The organism is Streptomyces sp. E2N166 (assembly GCF_003671715.1).
Taxonomy (GTDB): Bacteria; Actinomycetota; Actinomycetes; order Streptomycetales; family Streptomycetaceae; genus Streptomyces; species Streptomyces thinghirensis.
The window spans coordinates 1,902,490-1,918,406 of record NZ_RAIF01000032.1; the positions used below are offsets into that span (position 1 = coordinate 1,902,490).

The 15,917-nt window shown below is 70.6% G+C and carries 15 protein-coding genes and 1 pseudogene; 5 read left to right on the forward strand and 11 right to left on the reverse strand.

Annotation, left to right across the window (positions count from 1 at the left end):
- Positions 1-12: 12 nt before the first annotated feature.
- Positions 13-1,002 carry a helix-turn-helix domain-containing protein gene (locus EBH09_RS35720; RefSeq protein ID WP_121750904.1) on the reverse strand — a complete coding sequence of 330 codons (990 nt, stop codon included), beginning with the start codon at positions 1,000-1,002 and terminating at the stop codon, positions 13-15.
- A 110-nt stretch (positions 1,003-1,112) separates the two neighbouring features.
- Here EBH09_RS35720 and EBH09_RS35725 point away from each other — a divergent pair, with 110 nt between their 5' ends.
- Positions 1,113-2,141, forward strand: coding sequence for a saccharopine dehydrogenase NADP-binding domain-containing protein (locus tag EBH09_RS35725; protein ID WP_121750905.1), 1,029 nt, complete (start codon positions 1,113-1,115; stop codon positions 2,139-2,141).
- A gap of 107 nt (positions 2,142-2,248) precedes the next feature.
- Here the strand turns inward: EBH09_RS35725 and EBH09_RS35730 are convergent, their stop codons facing one another.
- From EBH09_RS35730 to EBH09_RS35745, 4 genes are all read right to left on the reverse strand, one after another.
- Positions 2,249-3,604, reverse strand: coding sequence for an MFS transporter (locus EBH09_RS35730; protein ID WP_121750906.1), 1,356 nt, complete (start codon positions 3,602-3,604; stop codon positions 2,249-2,251).
- Positions 3,605-4,023: 419 nt separating this feature from the next.
- A complete protein-coding gene (locus EBH09_RS35735) occupies positions 4,024-4,404 on the reverse strand; it encodes a VOC family protein (RefSeq protein ID WP_121750907.1) in 381 nt (126 codons plus the stop codon).
- A gap of 105 nt (positions 4,405-4,509) precedes the next feature.
- Positions 4,510-5,487: a zinc-binding dehydrogenase gene (locus tag EBH09_RS35740; RefSeq protein WP_121750908.1), complete on the reverse strand. Its 978-nt coding sequence runs from the start codon at positions 5,485-5,487 to the stop codon at positions 4,510-4,512.
- Between the two features lie 73 nt (positions 5,488-5,560).
- Entirely contained in the window at positions 5,561-6,535 is a 975-nt protein-coding gene (locus EBH09_RS35745; RefSeq protein ID WP_121750909.1) for a WYL domain-containing protein, read from the reverse strand.
- Positions 6,536-6,672: 137 nt separating this feature from the next.
- Here EBH09_RS35745 and EBH09_RS35750 point away from each other — a divergent pair, with 137 nt between their 5' ends.
- On the forward strand, positions 6,673-7,068 hold the full coding sequence (locus EBH09_RS35750) for a RidA family protein (RefSeq protein ID WP_121750910.1): 396 nt from the start codon (positions 6,673-6,675) through the stop codon (positions 7,066-7,068).
- A gap of 146 nt (positions 7,069-7,214) precedes the next feature.
- Positions 7,215-8,198, forward strand: coding sequence for a BtrH N-terminal domain-containing protein (locus tag EBH09_RS35755; protein WP_121750911.1), 984 nt, complete (start codon positions 7,215-7,217; stop codon positions 8,196-8,198).
- A 28-nt stretch (positions 8,199-8,226) separates the two neighbouring features.
- Here EBH09_RS35755 and EBH09_RS35760 read toward each other — a convergent pair whose 3' ends face one another.
- Together EBH09_RS35760 and EBH09_RS35765 are read right to left on the reverse strand one after the other, a co-directional pair.
- Positions 8,227-9,165, reverse strand: coding sequence for a sigma-70 family RNA polymerase sigma factor (locus EBH09_RS35760; protein ID WP_121750912.1), 939 nt, complete (start codon positions 9,163-9,165; stop codon positions 8,227-8,229).
- A gap of 10 nt (positions 9,166-9,175) precedes the next feature.
- The gene (locus tag EBH09_RS35765) at positions 9,176-10,366 is read right to left on the reverse strand and encodes an FAD-dependent oxidoreductase (RefSeq protein WP_121750913.1); all 1,191 of its coding nucleotides are present in this window, start codon (positions 10,364-10,366) and stop codon (positions 9,176-9,178) included.
- Positions 10,367-10,546: 180 nt separating this feature from the next.
- On the opposite strand from EBH09_RS35765, the gene EBH09_RS35770 reads away from it, so the two are divergent.
- Positions 10,547-10,975 carry a VOC family protein gene (locus EBH09_RS35770; RefSeq protein WP_121750914.1) on the forward strand — a complete coding sequence of 143 codons (429 nt, stop codon included), beginning with the start codon at positions 10,547-10,549 and terminating at the stop codon, positions 10,973-10,975.
- 121 nt (positions 10,976-11,096) lie between these two features.
- Here the strand turns inward: EBH09_RS35770 and EBH09_RS35775 are convergent, their stop codons facing one another.
- The 4 genes and pseudogenes from EBH09_RS35775 to EBH09_RS39625 form a co-directional block, all read right to left on the reverse strand.
- The gene (locus EBH09_RS35775) at positions 11,097-13,199 is read right to left on the reverse strand and encodes a CocE/NonD family hydrolase (protein ID WP_121750915.1); all 2,103 of its coding nucleotides are present in this window, start codon (positions 13,197-13,199) and stop codon (positions 11,097-11,099) included.
- Positions 13,200-13,211: 12 nt separating this feature from the next.
- On the reverse strand, positions 13,212-14,516 hold the full coding sequence (locus EBH09_RS35780; protein ID WP_121750916.1) for an ATP-grasp domain-containing protein: 1,305 nt from the start codon (positions 14,514-14,516) through the stop codon (positions 13,212-13,214).
- 325 nt (positions 14,517-14,841) lie between these two features.
- A complete protein-coding gene (locus tag EBH09_RS39620; protein WP_121750917.1) occupies positions 14,842-15,117 on the reverse strand; it encodes a DUF6223 family protein in 276 nt (91 codons plus the stop codon).
- A 20-nt stretch (positions 15,118-15,137) separates the two neighbouring features.
- A pseudogene (locus tag EBH09_RS39625) lies at positions 15,138-15,251 on the reverse strand (GNAT family N-acetyltransferase); the annotation flags it as partial.
- Positions 15,252-15,434: 183 nt separating this feature from the next.
- Here EBH09_RS39625 and EBH09_RS35790 point away from each other — a divergent pair.
- Positions 15,435-15,902, forward strand: coding sequence for a MarR family winged helix-turn-helix transcriptional regulator (locus tag EBH09_RS35790; RefSeq protein ID WP_121751185.1), 468 nt, complete (start codon positions 15,435-15,437; stop codon positions 15,900-15,902).
- Positions 15,903-15,917 lie beyond the last annotated feature (15 nt).

The following is a 15,917-nucleotide window of genomic DNA, read 5'->3' on the forward strand; positions in this document are numbered from 1 at the left end:
CGGGCGAAGCGGTCACCGGGTTGGACGGGGAGGCGCGGACTCCGGGGTCGTCCGGGCGAGTCGGGTCCGCGAGCGGAAGGTGCGGCGGTAGGCGTCCGGCGGCACACCGACCGTCCGGTGGAAGTGCCGGCGCAGCGTCGTGGCGGTGCCCATGCCGGTTGCCGTCGCGATCGCGTCTATGGTGGCGTCGCTGGTCTCCAGCAGTTCCTGCGCGTAACGGATGCGTTGGGTGAGCAACCACTGCAGTGGGGTGGTGCCGGTCGCCGACCTGAAGTGGCGGCCCAGGTGGCGCGAGCTCATGCGTGCCTGGCGGGCCAGGTCCTCGACGGTGAGCGGGTGGTCGAGGCGCTGCATGACCCAGGGGAAGAGCTCGGCGAGCGGGTGGTTGCCCGGGGCGGGGACCGGAGTGGTCACGAACTGGGCCTGCCCGCCGTCCCGGTGGGGCGGCACGACCAGGCGGCGGGCGAGACTGTTGGCGACCGACGAGCCGTGGTCGAGACGGACGAGATGGAGGCACAGGTCCATGGCCGCTGCCTTGCCGGCGGAGGTGAGCACGCTGCCGTTGTCGACGTAGAGGACGTCCGGGTCCACCGTCACCCGTGGATGGCGTCGGGCCAGTTCCTCGGTGTGGGCCCAGTGCGTGGTCGCGCGCTTGCCGTCCAGCAGGCCGGCCGCGGCCAGCACGAAGGCGCCCGTGCACAGGGAGGCCACACGCGCGCCGGCCTCGTGGGCCTCGCGCACCGCATCGACCAGGTCGGCCGGCGGATCCCGGTCGATGTCGGCCCACCCCGGCACGATCACGGTGTCGGCGTGCGGGAGGTGGTCGAGCCCGTGGTCGGGCTCCAGCCGGAAGCGGCCGACCCGCACGGCGCCCGGGCCGCAGACCGAGAGGCCGTACCAGGGGCCGGCCATGCCCGCCGGACCGGTTCCGAAGACCTCGCACGCCAAGGACAGTTCGAAGTGCAGCATGCCGTCGGTGGCGGCCAGCGCGACAGTGGTCATGTCCGGAATTGTATGGGTGATGGCGTTCCGGACAGTAGTGGCGGGGGCCGGTTCTCGTGAGGATGTTCGTGTCGGAGCGCAGCGGGTCGTTCGAGTGAAGGGGAGAACTCATGGAGTCGGGCCAGACAGTGGTGGTGTTCGGCGCCTACGGGCACACCGGCCGGTTCGTGGTGGCAGAGCTGAGGGAGCGTGGCTTCCGCCCGGTCCTCTCCGGTCGCGACGTCGGGAGGCTGAAGGAGCTGGCATACGAGACGGGGCTGGACGCCCGCCCGGCGTCGGTCGACGACCCGGCCTCGCTCGACCGTGCGCTGGCCGGAGCGGCGGCCGTGATCAACTGCGCCGGCCCCTTCGCCGTGACGGCCGCACCGGTGATCGAGGCGGCCCTGCGGGCGGGGCTCCCGTACCTCGACGTGGCGGCCGAGATCGAGGCCAACGCCGACACCTTCGCCCACTTCGCCGACCGCGCCCGGGACGCGGGGGCGGTGATCGTCCCGGCGATGGCCTTCTTCGGCGGACTCGGTGACCTGCTGGCCTCTGCCGCGATGGGTGACTGGACGGTGGCCGACGAGGCGCACATCGCCTACGCACTGAGCGAATGGCACCCCACCGCCGGCACTCGCACGGCAGGCGCCGTCTCACGGCAGCGGCGCGACGGCCGGCGGGTGCGCTACACCGGCGGGCGGTTGGAGTACACGAACGACGCCGCGCGGACCGAGGACTGGCCCTTCCCCGACCCCGTGGGACGGCGCCCCGTGCTCGCGGAGTTCACGATGGCCGACGTCGTGACCATACCGAGCCACCTGACCATTCCCGAAGTGCGCACCTACATGACGGTCGAGGCGGCCCGAGACATCGCCGCCCCGGACACGCCGGCACCGGCCGCGGTGGACGAGCGCGGAAGATCCGCCCAGACCTTCCTCGTCGACGTCCTGGTGCGCTCGGGCGACACCGAACGGCGCGCCGTGGCCCGGGGACAGGACATCTACGCCGTCACCGCACCGCTGGTGGTGGAAGCCCTCGGCCGTGTCCTCGACGGACGTGCCGCCGCGGTCGGGGTCGTCTCCGCGGGCGAGGCCTTCGACGCCGCGGACTTCCTGCGTGCGCTGTCCCCGCACATCAGCCTGGAACTGCATCCGTAGTGGACCGACCGGCCCATGGCGTGTGCCGTGAGTCCTGCCGTCCGCGGTTCTGTGTCTGGTCGTCGTGTACGCGGACTGGTCATCGCCGGGTCTCGAGATGGCCCGTGTCACTCGACGTCACCTGGAAGGCGGCTGCTGCCGGACTCGTGGAGCTCGGAGCGGCAGGCCGGCAGTGGCGTGTCCGGGGCCGCCGGCAGCGTCCGTCCGAGGCGTGCGAGCGGGGACAGGACCATCACCACCGGGGACAGCAGCATGCCTGCGGCCGTTGCCAGGAGACTGGTGCGCGGCCCCCATTGCCCGGCGAGGAACCCGCCGAGCAGGGAGCCGAGCGGGGTCAGCCCCATGCCGACGAACGTGATCGTCGCGGCCGTCCGGCCTTGCATCCCGTCCGGAGTGGCCGTCTGCCGTACGGCCATGAGTGCCACGTTCACCAACTGGCCCCCGGCTCCGAACACGAAGTTGACCGCGAGAAGCACGGGAACGGTCACAGCGGAGGAGCCGTGCAGCGCCGGTACGCACAGGAACACGCCGTCGCCGAGAGCCGCCGCGGCCACGAGTACCGGGCCGTACCCGAACCGGTTCGGCAGACGGGCGGCCAGCACGGAGCCCACGAGCGCGCCCGGTCCCGTCGCCGCGAGCGACAGCCCGACGGCGGTGCCGGAAAGGTGCAGTTCTCGCGGCAGGAAGAGCAGATAGCCGGTCATCACGGCCGCGAAGGAGAACTGGAAGGACGCCGAGGCCAGGCACACGGTCCGCAGCTCGGCGTTGCTGACGACGAACCGGAGCCCCTCGTGGATCCGCCGCCGGACCCGAGACGGACGTTCCAGGTGCGGTGGGGTGGATTCGATTCGACGGATCCGCCGTATCGACAGGAACGACAGCGCGAAGAACAGCGCGCTGGAGGCGACCGCGACCGGCGCCGACAACAGGGACACCAACGCACCGCCGAGGGCGGGGCCGCCGATCTGGGCCGCGGACCGGCTGCCCTCGAGCGCGCTGTTGCCCCGCACCAGCTGATCGCGTCGTACCAGGCGTACAAGCGAGGCCTGGTAAGCCACGTCGAAGAACACGGAGAGGGCCCCGACGGCGAAGGCGACCACGAAGAGGGCGTGCAGGCCGAGCCAGCCGAACAGACCGGCCAGGGCGGCTGCTCCCAGGACGAGGGACCGGCCGACGTCGGTCAGCACCATCACTGTGCGGGTGCGCCACCTGTCCACCCATGCGCCGGCGAGAAGCGCGAGCAACAGGATCGGCGCCTGGCCCACGGCCCGCAGGATGCCCAGCTGGGTGGCACTGGCATGGAGCGTCAGGACGGCGAAGAGCGGGAGCACCACCAGGGCGGTGTGTTCTCCGAGTTGGGAGGCGGTCTGTCCCACCCAGAGTCTGCGGAAGTCGCTGTCCCGCCACAGGCTCGGCGAAACGGGGCGGCCGGAATCGGATGCGGGGGTGGACGCGGATGACACAGGGATCCCTCGGAGCGCCGACAACGAGGCCCATCACCGGGCACACGACGGGTGCGCCGACGGTTCGGGCAGGGGAAGGCTCGCTGTGCCGCGACATCAAGGGCAGCACGCGATGACAGGCCGATCGGCCCACAACGTCAACGCGCGCTGGGAAGACCGACCATGTCTGCAACTCCTCGTGGATCAGCTGGCTGCATCCGAACACTAGCGCTCGGTGGCTCGACGCGAAGGGCAATTGGGGGAGCGCCGAGGTTCGCAGTGGAGGACGCTGGCGGAGGGCGGAGTCACGCTCGCCGACCTGGCGCCCTCCGCATGGCCCGCAAGCGAGACGGCCATGGCCGCCGGGCGGCGACGCAGCCGTACGCCGTCGTGGCGACGGCGCGGTGGCGGCTGCGTCGGCGGAAGCCGCGTGACTAGCGTCAGAGTGGGTTGAGGCGGGCCCTGAGCAGGCAGAACTCGTTGCCTTCGGGGTCGGTCAGGACATGCCACTGCTCCTGCCCCGTCTGGCCGATGTCGGCTGGGCGCGCACCCAGCCCGAGAAGGCGTTCCAGCTCGGCGTCCTGATCGCGGTCGGTGGCGTTGACGTCGATGTGCAGCCGGGACTTCCCCTTCTCCGGCTCGTCCCTGCGACTGAGGATGATTGTCGGCTGCGGGCCGCCGAACCCTTTGCGCGGCCCGATCTCCAGCGTGCCGTCGTCCTCGCGATCGAGCACGACGAAGTCCAGGACCTCGCACCAGAACCGCGCCAGCACCTCGGGGTCGCGGCAGCCGAGCACAAGTTCACTGATACGACATGCCATTGACGAAACCTACTCTCAGTTCTGGGCGAGACAGGGTGCCACAGACGAGTCCCGTGGCACCCGGCAGCAACAACAATGCCGTGACCGTACCGGACGAGGTACTCGTCATCGAGCGTCGGGGACGAGAACGACCTTGCCTGTCGTCTCCCGCGACTCCAGAGCGGCGTGCGCCGCTGCGGCCTGCGACAGGGGGAAGCTCTGGAAGGCGGGCTCCAGGCTCCCGTCGGCGGCCGCCGCGAGTGCGCGAGCTTCGTCGGCGGGCGCGTCCTGGCCCTCCAACAGCAGGGCCAGCGCGTCGATGAAGCGTACGCCGCGCTCCTTCATCTCCGCCTCGCCCGGGCGGAATTCCTCCCTGGAGGCCGCGCCGATGCTGAGGTGGCGCCCGCCTTCGGTCAGCAGTCCGAAGGCGGCCCGTCCTTTGTCGCCCTCGACACCGTCCAGAACGACCGTGACACCGCGCCGGCCCAGGGCGCGGCGGACCGTGTCCGCCCAGTCGGGCAGGTTGTAGTCGACCGCGACATCGGCTCCCAGCTCGCGCACGGCCGCCGTCTTGGCCGGACCGCCCGCCGCGCCGATCACCGTGGCGCCGAGGCGGAGGGCGAACTGGACGACCAGACGGCCGATCCCACCGGCGGCGGACGTGACCAGAACTACGTCGTCGGAGGTGAGTTCCGCGATGTCGAGCAGGCCGATGGCGGTGGTGCCGGTGACGACCATCGTGACGGCGGCCTCGTAGCCCAGTCCGGCCGGGATCCGGTGCAGGGACGCGACGTCTGCGACGGCAAGCTCGGCGTAGCCGCCCGGCCTGCCGTGGGAGGTCACCACCTTGGCGCCGATCCAGGCCGTGTCCACGCCCGGCCCGACCGACTCGACGACGCCGGCCACCTCGCCCCCGAAGACAGCCGGAAGCCGGGGAAGCGGCGGACCGATCTCCAGTCCTTCGCGCAGGGCCGTCTCGATCTGGTGGACTCCCGCGGCCCTCACCGAGACGAGGACCTCGCCCGGGCCCGGAACCGGATCGGGCACCGTCTCGTAACGGAGGTTGTCGGCGGGTCCGAACTCGTGCAGCACGACGGCGCGCATGGCCGTTCCTTCCAGTCGGTCGGCAGAAGCACACCCACTCTGCGACCTCGACCTGACTTGAGGTCAAGCCTCGTCAGTACGACACTCCGTAACAGGAGACCATCGCGGCCGCGCGGTCGCGCAGGGAGGTGCGCAACCACTGCGGAGTCAGCGCTTCCGCGTCCGTGGTGAGCTGCCACAGCGCCCACTCCGCGTGTCGTGCGTCCTGGTAGGTCACCTCCAACCGCAGCCAGCCGTCCGCGTCGGGTTCCTCGGCACGGACGGCCAGCGCGGTGCTGACCAGTTCCTCCCGACGCTGCGGGTTCACCCGTACCAGTACGCCGACTTGGTCGCCGTCCGACAGGAACTGCGCGCGGCGTTCCCGCCAGATCCGGTCCAGATCGACCTGGTTCGGTCGCTCCGCCGGTTCTGGGAGCTCCTCGGCGGCCAGCATCCGCGACAGGCGGTAGGTGCGGTCGGTGCCGGATCTGGTGGCCAGCAGGTAGCCCCGGCCGCGCACGGTGACCAGGCCGATCGGGTCCACGGTGCGCCACTGCGGGGCCTGGTCCGTGGCCGCGTAGTGGATGCGCAGCTTGTGGCCGGCGAGTACCGCGCGCCGGACCTCGATCATCGTGGGATCGGGCAACTCCCCGGTGGGAAGGCGGCGCGAGAGCAGGTCGGTCTCCGGGTCGACGAGCAATCGCCGGGCGGCGTCGCTCGCGGTGTCCCGGTGGCTTTCGGGCAGTGCGTCCGCCACCTTGCGCATGGCCGACGCGAGTGCCGGACCGAGGCCGAACACCTGCTCGCCACGTCCCGCGCCGGCGACCAGCAAGGCAACGGCCTCGTCGTGATGCAGTCCGGTGAGATCGGTCCGGAAGTCTGGCAACAACGCGAAGCCGCCGTGCCGGCCGCGTTCGGCGTAGACCGGGACGCCGGCTGCGGACAGCGCCTCGATGTCGCGCAGCACGGTGCGGGTGGACACCTCCAGTTCGCGGGCGAGCGCGGCCGCGGTCAGCCGACCGTGTCGGCGCAGCAGAAGCACCAACGAGATCAACCGGTCGGCACGCATACGAGCACGTTAGCGGAATACATGACCAAGGATGTCGTCATTTGCGGGGAGGCTTTTCGACGTGATGCCGAAGACGGTGGTTGCGGAGTCTTCGGACGTACGTACTGCCGGTGAAACCGAATGGAGCTGATGTGGCAATGGAGCGATCGACGGTCAACCCGTGGACGTGGTCGGTGGACATGGGTTACAGCCAGGGAGAGATCGTTTCCGGGGTCACCCGGACCCTGTACTGCTCCGGGCAGGCCGCCATGAGTGGCGAGGGCAAGCCCCAGCATGCCGGTGACATGGCGGCGCAGTTGGCGCTGACCATCGACAATCTGGAGGCCGTGCTCCGCGAGGGCGGCATGTCCCTCGCGAACCTGGTCCGGCTCAACGTCTACACCACCGACGTCGACGGGCTCTTCGAACACTACGGCGTGCTGGCGTCGCGGTTGGGCGCGGCCGGGGTGGCACCGACGACCACCATGCTCGGGGTGGCACGGTTGGCGGTTCCCGACCTGATGGTCGAACTCGAGGGAACCGCGGTCGCCTGAGACGACCTCGCGGCCGCTCGTAGCGAGCGCGTCGGCCGGACATCTGCGAACCGGCCCCCGACGGGCAGGGCTTCGAAGCACTGGAAGCCCTGCCCGATCGCCGCCTTCCCCGGTGGCCTGGCGCTGGGGGAGGAAGAATGAGCGGCATGACCATGGTGGAAGGCATCGATGCCCGCGGTATGCAGCACTGTGAGACGACGGCGCTGGGCGTGCTGCTGCGCTATGAGGGACTCGACTTGTCCGAGCCCATGCTGTTCGGGCTCGGCTCCGGACTGTCCTTCGTCTACTGGGACAGCAAAGGCATGAGCTTCCCCTTCCTGGGAGGCCGGGTCAAGCCGTTCGAGCTCACCAGGAGTCTGGCCGCCGTTCTCGGGCTGGAGCTGCGGGTCGGGGAGACCAGCTCTCCGCGCAAGGCATGGCAGAACGTGGCGGCACCCATTGACGCCGGTCGACCGGTCGGCCTGCAGCTAGACAGCTACCACCTGGACTACTTCAGCAGCAAGGCGCACTTCGGCGGGCACGTCGTCGCCATGTACGGCTACGACGAACAGGACGCCTTCCTGGTGGACACCGCCCCGCAGGGCGGAGCCGTCTCGACCAGCCTCGCGGGTCTGGCCAGGGCCAGGGCCGAACGCGGCCCCATGACGGCCAAGCACCGCTCCTTCACCATCACGGCGCCCGAGAACCTGACGTCGCCGCAGAAGCGAATCATTCCCGCGATCAAGACCTGCGCGGACGCCTTCCTGCACCCGCCCATCGCGAATCTGGGCCATCGGGGCATCGAGAAGACCGCCGGACAAGTACTGAAGTGGCTTCAGCGCAGCGACAATCCGCGGGAGGACCTGCCACGGGCCGCACTCCTCATGGAGAAGGCCGGAACCGGCGGCGCCCTGTTCCGCAATCTCTACCGGGACTTCCTCGCCGAGTGCGCCCAGCTGATCGACAGCAGCCACCTGCGCACTGCCCACAGCCTGTATACCGAGGCCGCCTCCCTCTGGACACGGGTGGCCGCCCTCATCGCGACAGCGGGCGAAACCGGCGACGCGAAGAATCTCATGCGGGCCGGCACCCTCCTGCACGAGCTCTCGCGCATCGAACGCGACGCGATGCGGGAACTCGGCAAGCTCTAGGCGCCCTTCCCGCCTGCTCCGGACCGGGTCACCACGCCTCGATGACCGGCGTGCCGGATCCGTGCTGCCGCCAGGACTCGCTGAGGCGCGCGAGCCGGTCCGCGGCGGCGATGCCGTACAGGGACGCGACCTTGCCCTCGCGCACTTCGAACGCGACGGCGCCCACCACTCGGTCCTCGATCACGGCCAGGACGGCCGGGGCGCCGTTGACCCACGCGATGTGCATCGCCGGCGAGCCACCGGCCAGCCGCCGCTTCGCCGCAGTGGGCTTGAAGCCGGCCCGCACGTAGGAGGCGACGCGCTCGCGGGTCGTGTAGCGCAGCAGCCGCCTCGCCAGTCCGGCGCCGTCCGAGACCGCCGTCACGTCGTCGGTGAGCAGCGCCACCAGCCGTTCCGTGCGCCCTGACGCGGCGGCGGCGAGGAACTCCTCGACGACCCGGCGGGCCGACGCGGGGTCGGCCTCGCGGCCGCGGCGGCGCTCGGCGGTGACCCGGGCCCGGGCCCGGTGGACGTGCTGCTGGCTCGCGGACTCGGTGATGTCGAGGATCCCGGCGATCTCGGCGTGGCTGTACGAGAAGGCCTCACGCAGGACGTAGACGGCCCGCTCGACCGGCGAGAGCCGCTCCATGAGCGTCAGTACGGCCAAGGCCACCGATTCACGCTGCTCGAAGGTGTCGGCCGGGTCGAGCATCGGGTCGCCCTCGAGGAGCGGCTCGGGGAGCCAGGTACCGGCCGCCCGCTCGTGGCGCGCCTGCGCCGAGCGGAGCCGGTCGATGCAGAGATTGGTGACGACCTTGGTCAGCCACGCTTCCGGCACCTCCACCCGTTCGTGATCCGCGGCCTGCCAGCGCAGGAACGTGTCCTGCACGGCGTCCTCGGCGTCGGCGGCCGAGCCGAGCAGCCGGTACGCGAGCGCGGCCAGCCGGCTCCGGCTGGCCGCGAAACGATCGATGGCTGCACTGTCCATGCGCGACAGCCTATGCGGCGCCCGGCACACCGGACCGCTCAGGCGTGCTGACCAGGCGACGCTTGCGCTTGGGCATGCCGAAGGTCGGGTGGGCGATGCCCCAACCGGCCCCCTTGAGCACTCCCGACTTGAGTCGCGCGGCGGCCCGGCCGCCGAGGTACCAGGACTTCGACCGGACGTCCCCGTCCACCATCTGGAAGATCGCGTCCCGCCGTCCGAGGCTGATGTGGTTGCCGTGGTACTTCAGCCCGGTGGTCGGAACCTCGCCGCCCGTCAGGCGCGCGATGATCGCGGCGGTCGCCTGCATGTTGGTGAAGCCGGCCGAGGCACACGACATCGGCAGCGGCCGGCCGTTGTCACCGATCGCGTGGGCGCAGTCGCCGGCGGCGTAGACGTCCGGGTGCGAGACCGAGCGCATGGTGCGGTCGACGACGATCTGGCCCGTCCCGGCGACCTCCAGGCCGCTGGCGGCCGCGATGGGGTGTACGGCGAACCCGGCCGACCACACCGTCACGTCGGCCGGGACGGAGGTACCGCCGGCGGTGATCGCCCGTGCCGGCTCGACTGCCTCGATGTGGGTGTGTTCGAGGACGGTGATGCCGAGCCGCTCGAACGCCCGGCGCAGGTGACGGCGGGCCCCCGGCGAGAGCCAGGCGCCCAGCTCGCCGCCGGCGGCGAGCGCGACCGAGAGGTCGGGCCGGGACTCGGCGAACTCGGTGGCGGTCTCGATGCCGGTCAGCCCCTCACCGACGACCAGCACGGTACCGCCCTCGTCCAGACCGGCCAGTCGCTCGCGCAGCCGCAGTGCCGAGGACCGGCCGGTCACATCGAAGGCGTATTCGGCCGCCCCGGGGACGCTGTGGTGGGCGACGGAGCTGCCGAGCGCGTAGAGAAGCGTGTCGTACGCGAGCTCGCCGGGTCCGTCCTCGTCGGTCACGGTGACGGTCCTGCGCTCCGGGTCGACGCCGGTGACGCGCGCCAGGCGCAGCCGCACCCCGGTGCCCGCGAACACGTCGGCGAGCTCGCGGAACGCGATGTTCTGGCCGCTCGCGAGCTGGTGGAGCCGCATTCGCTCGACGAAGACGGGCACGGCGTTGACGACGGTGATCTCGGTGTCGGCGGGGGAGAGCCGGCGGGCCAGGTTTCCGGCGGCGAAGGCGCCGGCGTATCCGGCGCCGAGTACGACGATGCGGTGCTTCATGGCGTTGCTCCCTGTCTCGTTCACGTGCCCCTTGAACGAGATGGCGTCCCGATTGCTGACAGGGGCCGTGTGTGACGCCGGTCACCGGCCCGGCACGGGCGACTGAGCCTTGGAAAGGCGCTTGGCCGCGCCCGTGCCCGTCCCCGGATGAGCGGCGAAACCCCCTGCTAGGGTGCGCCGATGTCTTCGATCAAGCAGTTCCAAGTCACCTTCGACTGCGCAGAACCCGAGCGCCTCGCGCGCTTTTGGTGCGAGGTGTTGGGGTACGTCGTATCGCCGCCGCCGAAGGGGTTCGCCACATGGGACGACTTCGATCGCTCGCGGCCGCGTGAGGAACGGGGTTCGTGGTTCGCTTGCGGTGACCCCTCCGGCGCGGGCCCCCGACTGTTCTTCCAGCGCGTTCCCGAAGGGAAAGTCGTCAAGAACCGGGTGCATCTCGACGTGCGGGTCGGCACCGGGCTCGTGGGCGAGGAGCGCCTCGCCGCGCTCGAAGCCGAGTGCGCACGCCTCATCCCGCTCGGCGCGGTACGCGTGCGGCTTCTGTATGACGGCAACGACTCGTGCATCGTGATGCAGGACATCGAGGGCAACGAGTTCTGTCTCGACTGAGCATCCCGGCCCGGAGCGGAGATCGCCGCCCGGTCGCCCGGGTTTCCTCCGCGACGGCGGCACGCCCCGTCGCGTGCCGCCGCCGGACGAGGACCTGGCGGTGAGCCTCCGGATCGGATCACTAGAGCAGATCGCGGGGCGCCGTCTCGTTCCAGGTGCGCGAGAACACCCGTCGGCCGCCTTCGTACCCGTCCAGTGTGGCGTCGACGAAGAACCGGCCTTCGTCGCAGGTGAGGCGGGTATGGGTGACCACCCGTACGTCCCAGTCGTCGCGCCGGAAGCCCATGGTCCACGTGGACTCGCCGCTCACGGACGTGAAGTCGTCGGCGACGGAGGCGTAGCGTTCGTGCGCGCGCCGGCCGACGTCCAGGCCGATGTCCTCGAAGCGGACCGTGCCCCGGTCCTTCACCGTGTCCAGCTCGGAGCGGTAGCCGACCAGGTCCCGCCTGACATCCCACCGTTCCTCCGGGGGCGTCACCGTCGTGCTGCTGACGGGCGGGGTGCCCTCGGCCTCGCCGAACGGCGCGGCCAGGGTGTCGTCGGCCTTCTCCGGCGGCCGGACGGGGAGGGTGAGCGTGCTGGAGTGCTCGTGGACGCTGAGCATCGCCGGCTTCGGCGGCGGCCAGGCGAGCGGCCAGTAGGAGGTGGACAGGGAGAGCCGGATGCGATGGCCGGGCGGGAAGCTCTGCGCCACTCCGTTGAGGTGGACCGTGGCGCGGTAGCGACGGCCGGGCACGAGGGGCTCGGGCTGCTCCGGGCTGTCCAGCCGGGTGAGGTTGAGAAGGCCGTAGGTGACCCGGGTGGCCGCTCCGTCCGGGCGGACGTCCGACAGCCGTGCGGCCACCATGGCGACCGGTTCGTCGGACGACAGGTCGAGATCGAGGGTGGGCGAACCGAGGATCTCCACCCGTTCGGTGAGCGGTGCGGTCTCGAAGACCAGTGAGCCGCCGTCCTCCTCGCGCTGGTCGTAGGGCAGGTCGGGGGGTGCGTTGTAGGAGGCCCACTTGCCGGCGAACTGCCCGACGGACAACGGAGACCGCACGGTCAGGACGCTGTGATCGCCGGCTCCGTCCGTTCCGCCGGTCCGGACGCCCGTGTCCTCCGCTCCGTCCTCCGTCGCCTCCGGAGCCGTCCCTGCGTGCAGCGCGCCGGGAGGTGCGATCCGGTGCCCGATGAGCGGGTGCGTGACCGGGTGGACGTGCGGGGACGGCCAGCGGGGTTCCGCCACCCAGCGTCCAGGCCGTTCCTCGTACGAGGTGGACGGTGGGACGCTGTCCTGCATCCACGTCCGCAGCATCGGCCCGTCCATGGCGCCGTTGTCGACGCCCTTGAGCCAGTGGTCCCACCAGCGCACCACCTCCTGCAGGTAGCCGATGGCGGGGCCCGGCTCACCGAGGTGCGGGAACTTGTGCGACCAGGGGCCGATGAGCCCCTTCCTGGGGACGTCCAGGTGGGCGAGCAGCCGGGTGACCGCGTTGGAGTAGCCGTCCGCCCAGCCGCTGGAGGCGAGCACCGGGCAGCGTACGTCCTGGTAGTTCTCGGCGACCGAGGCGTGCCGCCAGTAGTCGTCGAGGCGTTGGTGGCGCAGCCACTCCAGGACCCAGGGCCGTGCGTGTTCGAGGCGTTCGTGCCACATGTCGCGCCAGCGGTCGCCCACCACGGCCGGGTCGGGGGGACAGGTGGCGTAGGCGAACATGGTGCCCGCCTCGGCCAGGTTGTCCGACAGCATGGCCCCGCCCATGTAGTGCATGTCGTCGGCGTGCCGGTCGTCCGTGAAGGACGCGATGACGATGGCCTTGAGGCTCGGCGGACGCCGGGCTGCCACCTGAAGGGCCGCGAACGCGCCCCAGGACAGGCCCATCATCCCCGTGGTGCCGTCGCACCAGGGCTGGTCGGCGAGCCAGGCCAGTACCTCCTCGGCGTCGCGCTGTTCGATCTCCAGGTACTCGTCGCGCAGCACCCCCTCCGACTCACCGGTGCCCCGCAGGTCGACGCGGACGCAGGCGTAGCCGTGCCCGGCGATGTACGGGTGGTGGATGGAGTCGCGTTCCGCGGTGAGGTCACGCTTGCGGTACGGGATGTACTCCAGCACCGCCGGTACCGGGTCGTCGTCCGACGACGTGGGCCGCCAGATGCGCGCCGACAGACGGACGCCGTCCGACATGGGGATGACGACGTGTTCTTCTTCCTTGGTGGTGTGCGGCAGGTGGGTCACATGACGCATGGTCGGCGCTCCTTAACCTCGCGCTCCTTCGGACGGCTCGTCGAAGGTGAGGCCCAGGGCGGCGACGCACTGGTCGTACTTCCTGCGCAAGTCCTGTTCGTCGTCGCCGCCGGTGAAGATGTGTGCGAGTTCGTAGCTGTAGCTGTCCTGCTGGGAAAGGTCGGAAAGCCGCTGGCCGGGCTCGGGCATGACCTCGATGCGTACACCCGGTATCTCGCTCTCGATGCGGGCGATGTCCTCGGGGGAGGGCACACGGCGCACCACTCCGTCCGTGAACCACCGGTGGTACCACTTGGCCGCCATCGCGTACGGGCCCTGCCGGTGGGGCATGCGCGGGTCGTCCCCGAGGGCGAGGGCGACCATGGCGTGGTGGTTGGGGACACCGTCCACGTACTGGAACAGCTCGGCGTGCGACTGCGAGTGGCGCGGGTTGATCTCCAGCAGGCTGATGTCCTGGCTGCCGGGGTCGTAGAAGTACTCCACGCTGAACGTCGCCGAGTCGAAGCCGATGCGGCGCATCACCCGCTCGGTGACCTCGTGCAGCCGGGCGACGACCTGCGGGGGCAGCATGGAGGGGTACTGGTGACGCAGGAAGCACGGTGTGTCCGGGTAGTCGATGGAGTCCAGCGTGCCGTAGACGGTCACCTCCCCCTCGTGCACGTAACCCTCCACCGCGACCTGCACACCCGACAGCGACTCCTCGGCGAGACACACCCGGCCACCGACACCGTCCATCTCCGGCGGCAGCTCGACCTGTTCGAGGATGTGCTCGAAGGGGCGGCCGATACGGGAGATGCCCTCGCGTATCTCCGCGACGGCCGCCCGGAACTCCTCCTCGTCCCCGACCCCGAAGGCGAGTTCGGACGAGTAGGACAAAGCGGGCTTCAGCCACATCGGGAACCGCACCCCGTCCGGGGGCCGCGGCGGATCCGCCTCCAGGTCGACGCGGCCGAAGCGCGGATGCCGGTCCGTCACCTTCTGCTGCTCGAGCCTGCTCCAGTACTTGTGCTCGCACTTGACCACCGACTCGAGGCTGGTGGTCCGGGTGCCGTACCGTTCGCCGAGGATCGGGACGAGGGTGCTGACCGGGAAATCCCAGTAGCCGACTATCGCGTCGATGCTTCCGTCGAAGCTGTCCAGCACCTTCTGTGCCTTTTCCAGGACCGCCGGTAGCGACACCTCGCCGTCCTGTAGCTCCTCCACCGTCAACAGGCCGTGGAAGCGCAGTGTATCGGCGCCCGGTACGGCCTGGAGCGTCGGAAGGTTGGCCTCGTCGAGGCCGACCACGAAGATGTTCCTGACATTGTCCTCAGACACGACTCTCCTCTCTCTCCTTCCAAGATCGACGGGGTACCCCTCCACGGCACGGGCAACCATCGGGCGGAGCCACGTCGGAACTCCCGTTCAGCGGCGGTGGCGTGCAGGTGGCCGAGGGTGGCGCCGGCCCTTCCGGTATCGGTCGTTCACGATCCTGTGCACAGTGTCGGCGCCCAAGTGGTCGTCACCCTTGGCTCATGGCAGAGCGGATCACCGCGTGTCTCCCCATCGGGCCTGAGCAGTGCATGCGGCGCGAAGAGTGGCAGCGACGTGTCCTCGGCGCGCGGTGGCCGCACGCAGGCCGTGGCCCGGAGACAGAGGGCGGTCAGACGGCCGCCCGATCGGTCTGCCGGTCGTCGCGGCGCGAGCGGGTCAGCGCCTGGCGGCCGAGGAACACGGCGCCCACCCCCAGCGGGACGGCTGCGACGGCGCCGACGAGCCCGTTGCCAGCCTCTCCGTCGCTGATTGCGACGTTCGACGGGCTCGAGCATGCGCGCCGGTCTCCCCGCCGGTCGTCCAGCAGGCGCGGGCATCTGCCGCTGCCGCCGTTGCGGCATCCGGGTACCGCGGACGCGGCAGGCGGCGCCCGGGTACCGCACACGCGGTAGCCGACCAGTCGTCCGTGGCGTTCAGCCCGATGACCGCCGCGCGGTCCCGGGCCTCCGACTCGCGGAGTACGAGCGGCTCGGTCTTGATCGGGGCAGTCGGCCGGGCGAGGGGTCTGGGGTCAGCCATGCCGGCCGACCTGCCACCGGGCGCGGAAGCGATCAAGGCTCGCGGACCGGCCGGCTTCCCGCCTCCGCACCGACGACCTTTGGAAGATCACCTGCTTGCCCTCAACCGCACTTGAGGTCGTATGTTCCCTGCATGAACCGCAGAGCGTGCAGGCTCCGCGAAATGCAGGAGGGACACCCCATGGTGGCGACCCAGCAGATCTCCGATGCCGAACTCGCCGGACAGCCCGCCGCGTACTGGACCGGGGTCGCCTACGAGGCGCTCATCGCGTACACCCGGTCCCAGCTCGTCGAAAAGGGCTACACCCAGCCCCAGTTCTGGCTGCTGCGCAACCTGTCGGCGAACGACATCTCCCCCGACGGCGAGGGGATGACCCTGGCCGACCTTCGGGAGGCCATGACCTCCTACATCCGACCCGAGGACGATCTGACAGCGGAGGCCGAGCTGCTCCTGGAACGCGGCTGGCTGACCCGGGACGCCGAGCACCGTCTATGGCTCACTGAGGAGGGGGAGAGGGCCCGCGTCGGTCTGGCGCGCAACGCGCCCGCGATCCGCGCCGCCCTTCACGAGGGCATCGACGACTCGGACTACGTCAGCACACTGAAAGTGCTCCGGCGACTGATCCGCAACGCGGGCGGGACGGTCGCCTGACAGCGCGGAGCCCCC

Excerpts from the sequence above, each read along its gene's own strand:
- EBH09_RS35720 (WP_121750904.1), bottom strand. The coding sequence starts at position 1,002 with ATGACCACTGTCGCGCTGGCCGCCACCGACGGCATGCTGCACTTCGAA.
- EBH09_RS35725 (WP_121750905.1), top strand. The coding sequence starts at position 1,113 with ATGGAGTCGGGCCAGACAGTGGTGGTGTTCGGCGCCTACGGGCACACC.
- EBH09_RS35735 (WP_121750907.1), bottom strand. The coding sequence starts at position 4,404 with ATGGCATGTCGTATCAGTGAACTTGTGCTCGGCTGCCGCGACCCCGAG.
- EBH09_RS35740 (WP_121750908.1), bottom strand. The coding sequence starts at position 5,487 with ATGCGCGCCGTCGTGCTGCACGAGTTCGGACCCGCCGACAACCTCCGT.
- EBH09_RS35745 (WP_121750909.1), bottom strand. The coding sequence starts at position 6,535 with ATGCGTGCCGACCGGTTGATCTCGTTGGTGCTTCTGCTGCGCCGACAC.
- EBH09_RS35750 (WP_121750910.1), top strand. The coding sequence starts at position 6,673 with ATGGAGCGATCGACGGTCAACCCGTGGACGTGGTCGGTGGACATGGGT.
- EBH09_RS35755 (WP_121750911.1), top strand. The coding sequence starts at position 7,215 with ATGACCATGGTGGAAGGCATCGATGCCCGCGGTATGCAGCACTGTGAG.
- EBH09_RS35760 (WP_121750912.1), bottom strand. The coding sequence starts at position 9,165 with ATGGACAGTGCAGCCATCGATCGTTTCGCGGCCAGCCGGAGCCGGCTG.
- EBH09_RS35765 (WP_121750913.1), bottom strand. The coding sequence starts at position 10,366 with ATGAAGCACCGCATCGTCGTACTCGGCGCCGGATACGCCGGCGCCTTC.
- EBH09_RS35770 (WP_121750914.1), top strand. The coding sequence starts at position 10,547 with ATGTCTTCGATCAAGCAGTTCCAAGTCACCTTCGACTGCGCAGAACCC.
- EBH09_RS35775 (WP_121750915.1), bottom strand. The coding sequence starts at position 13,199 with ATGCGTCATGTGACCCACCTGCCGCACACCACCAAGGAAGAAGAACAC.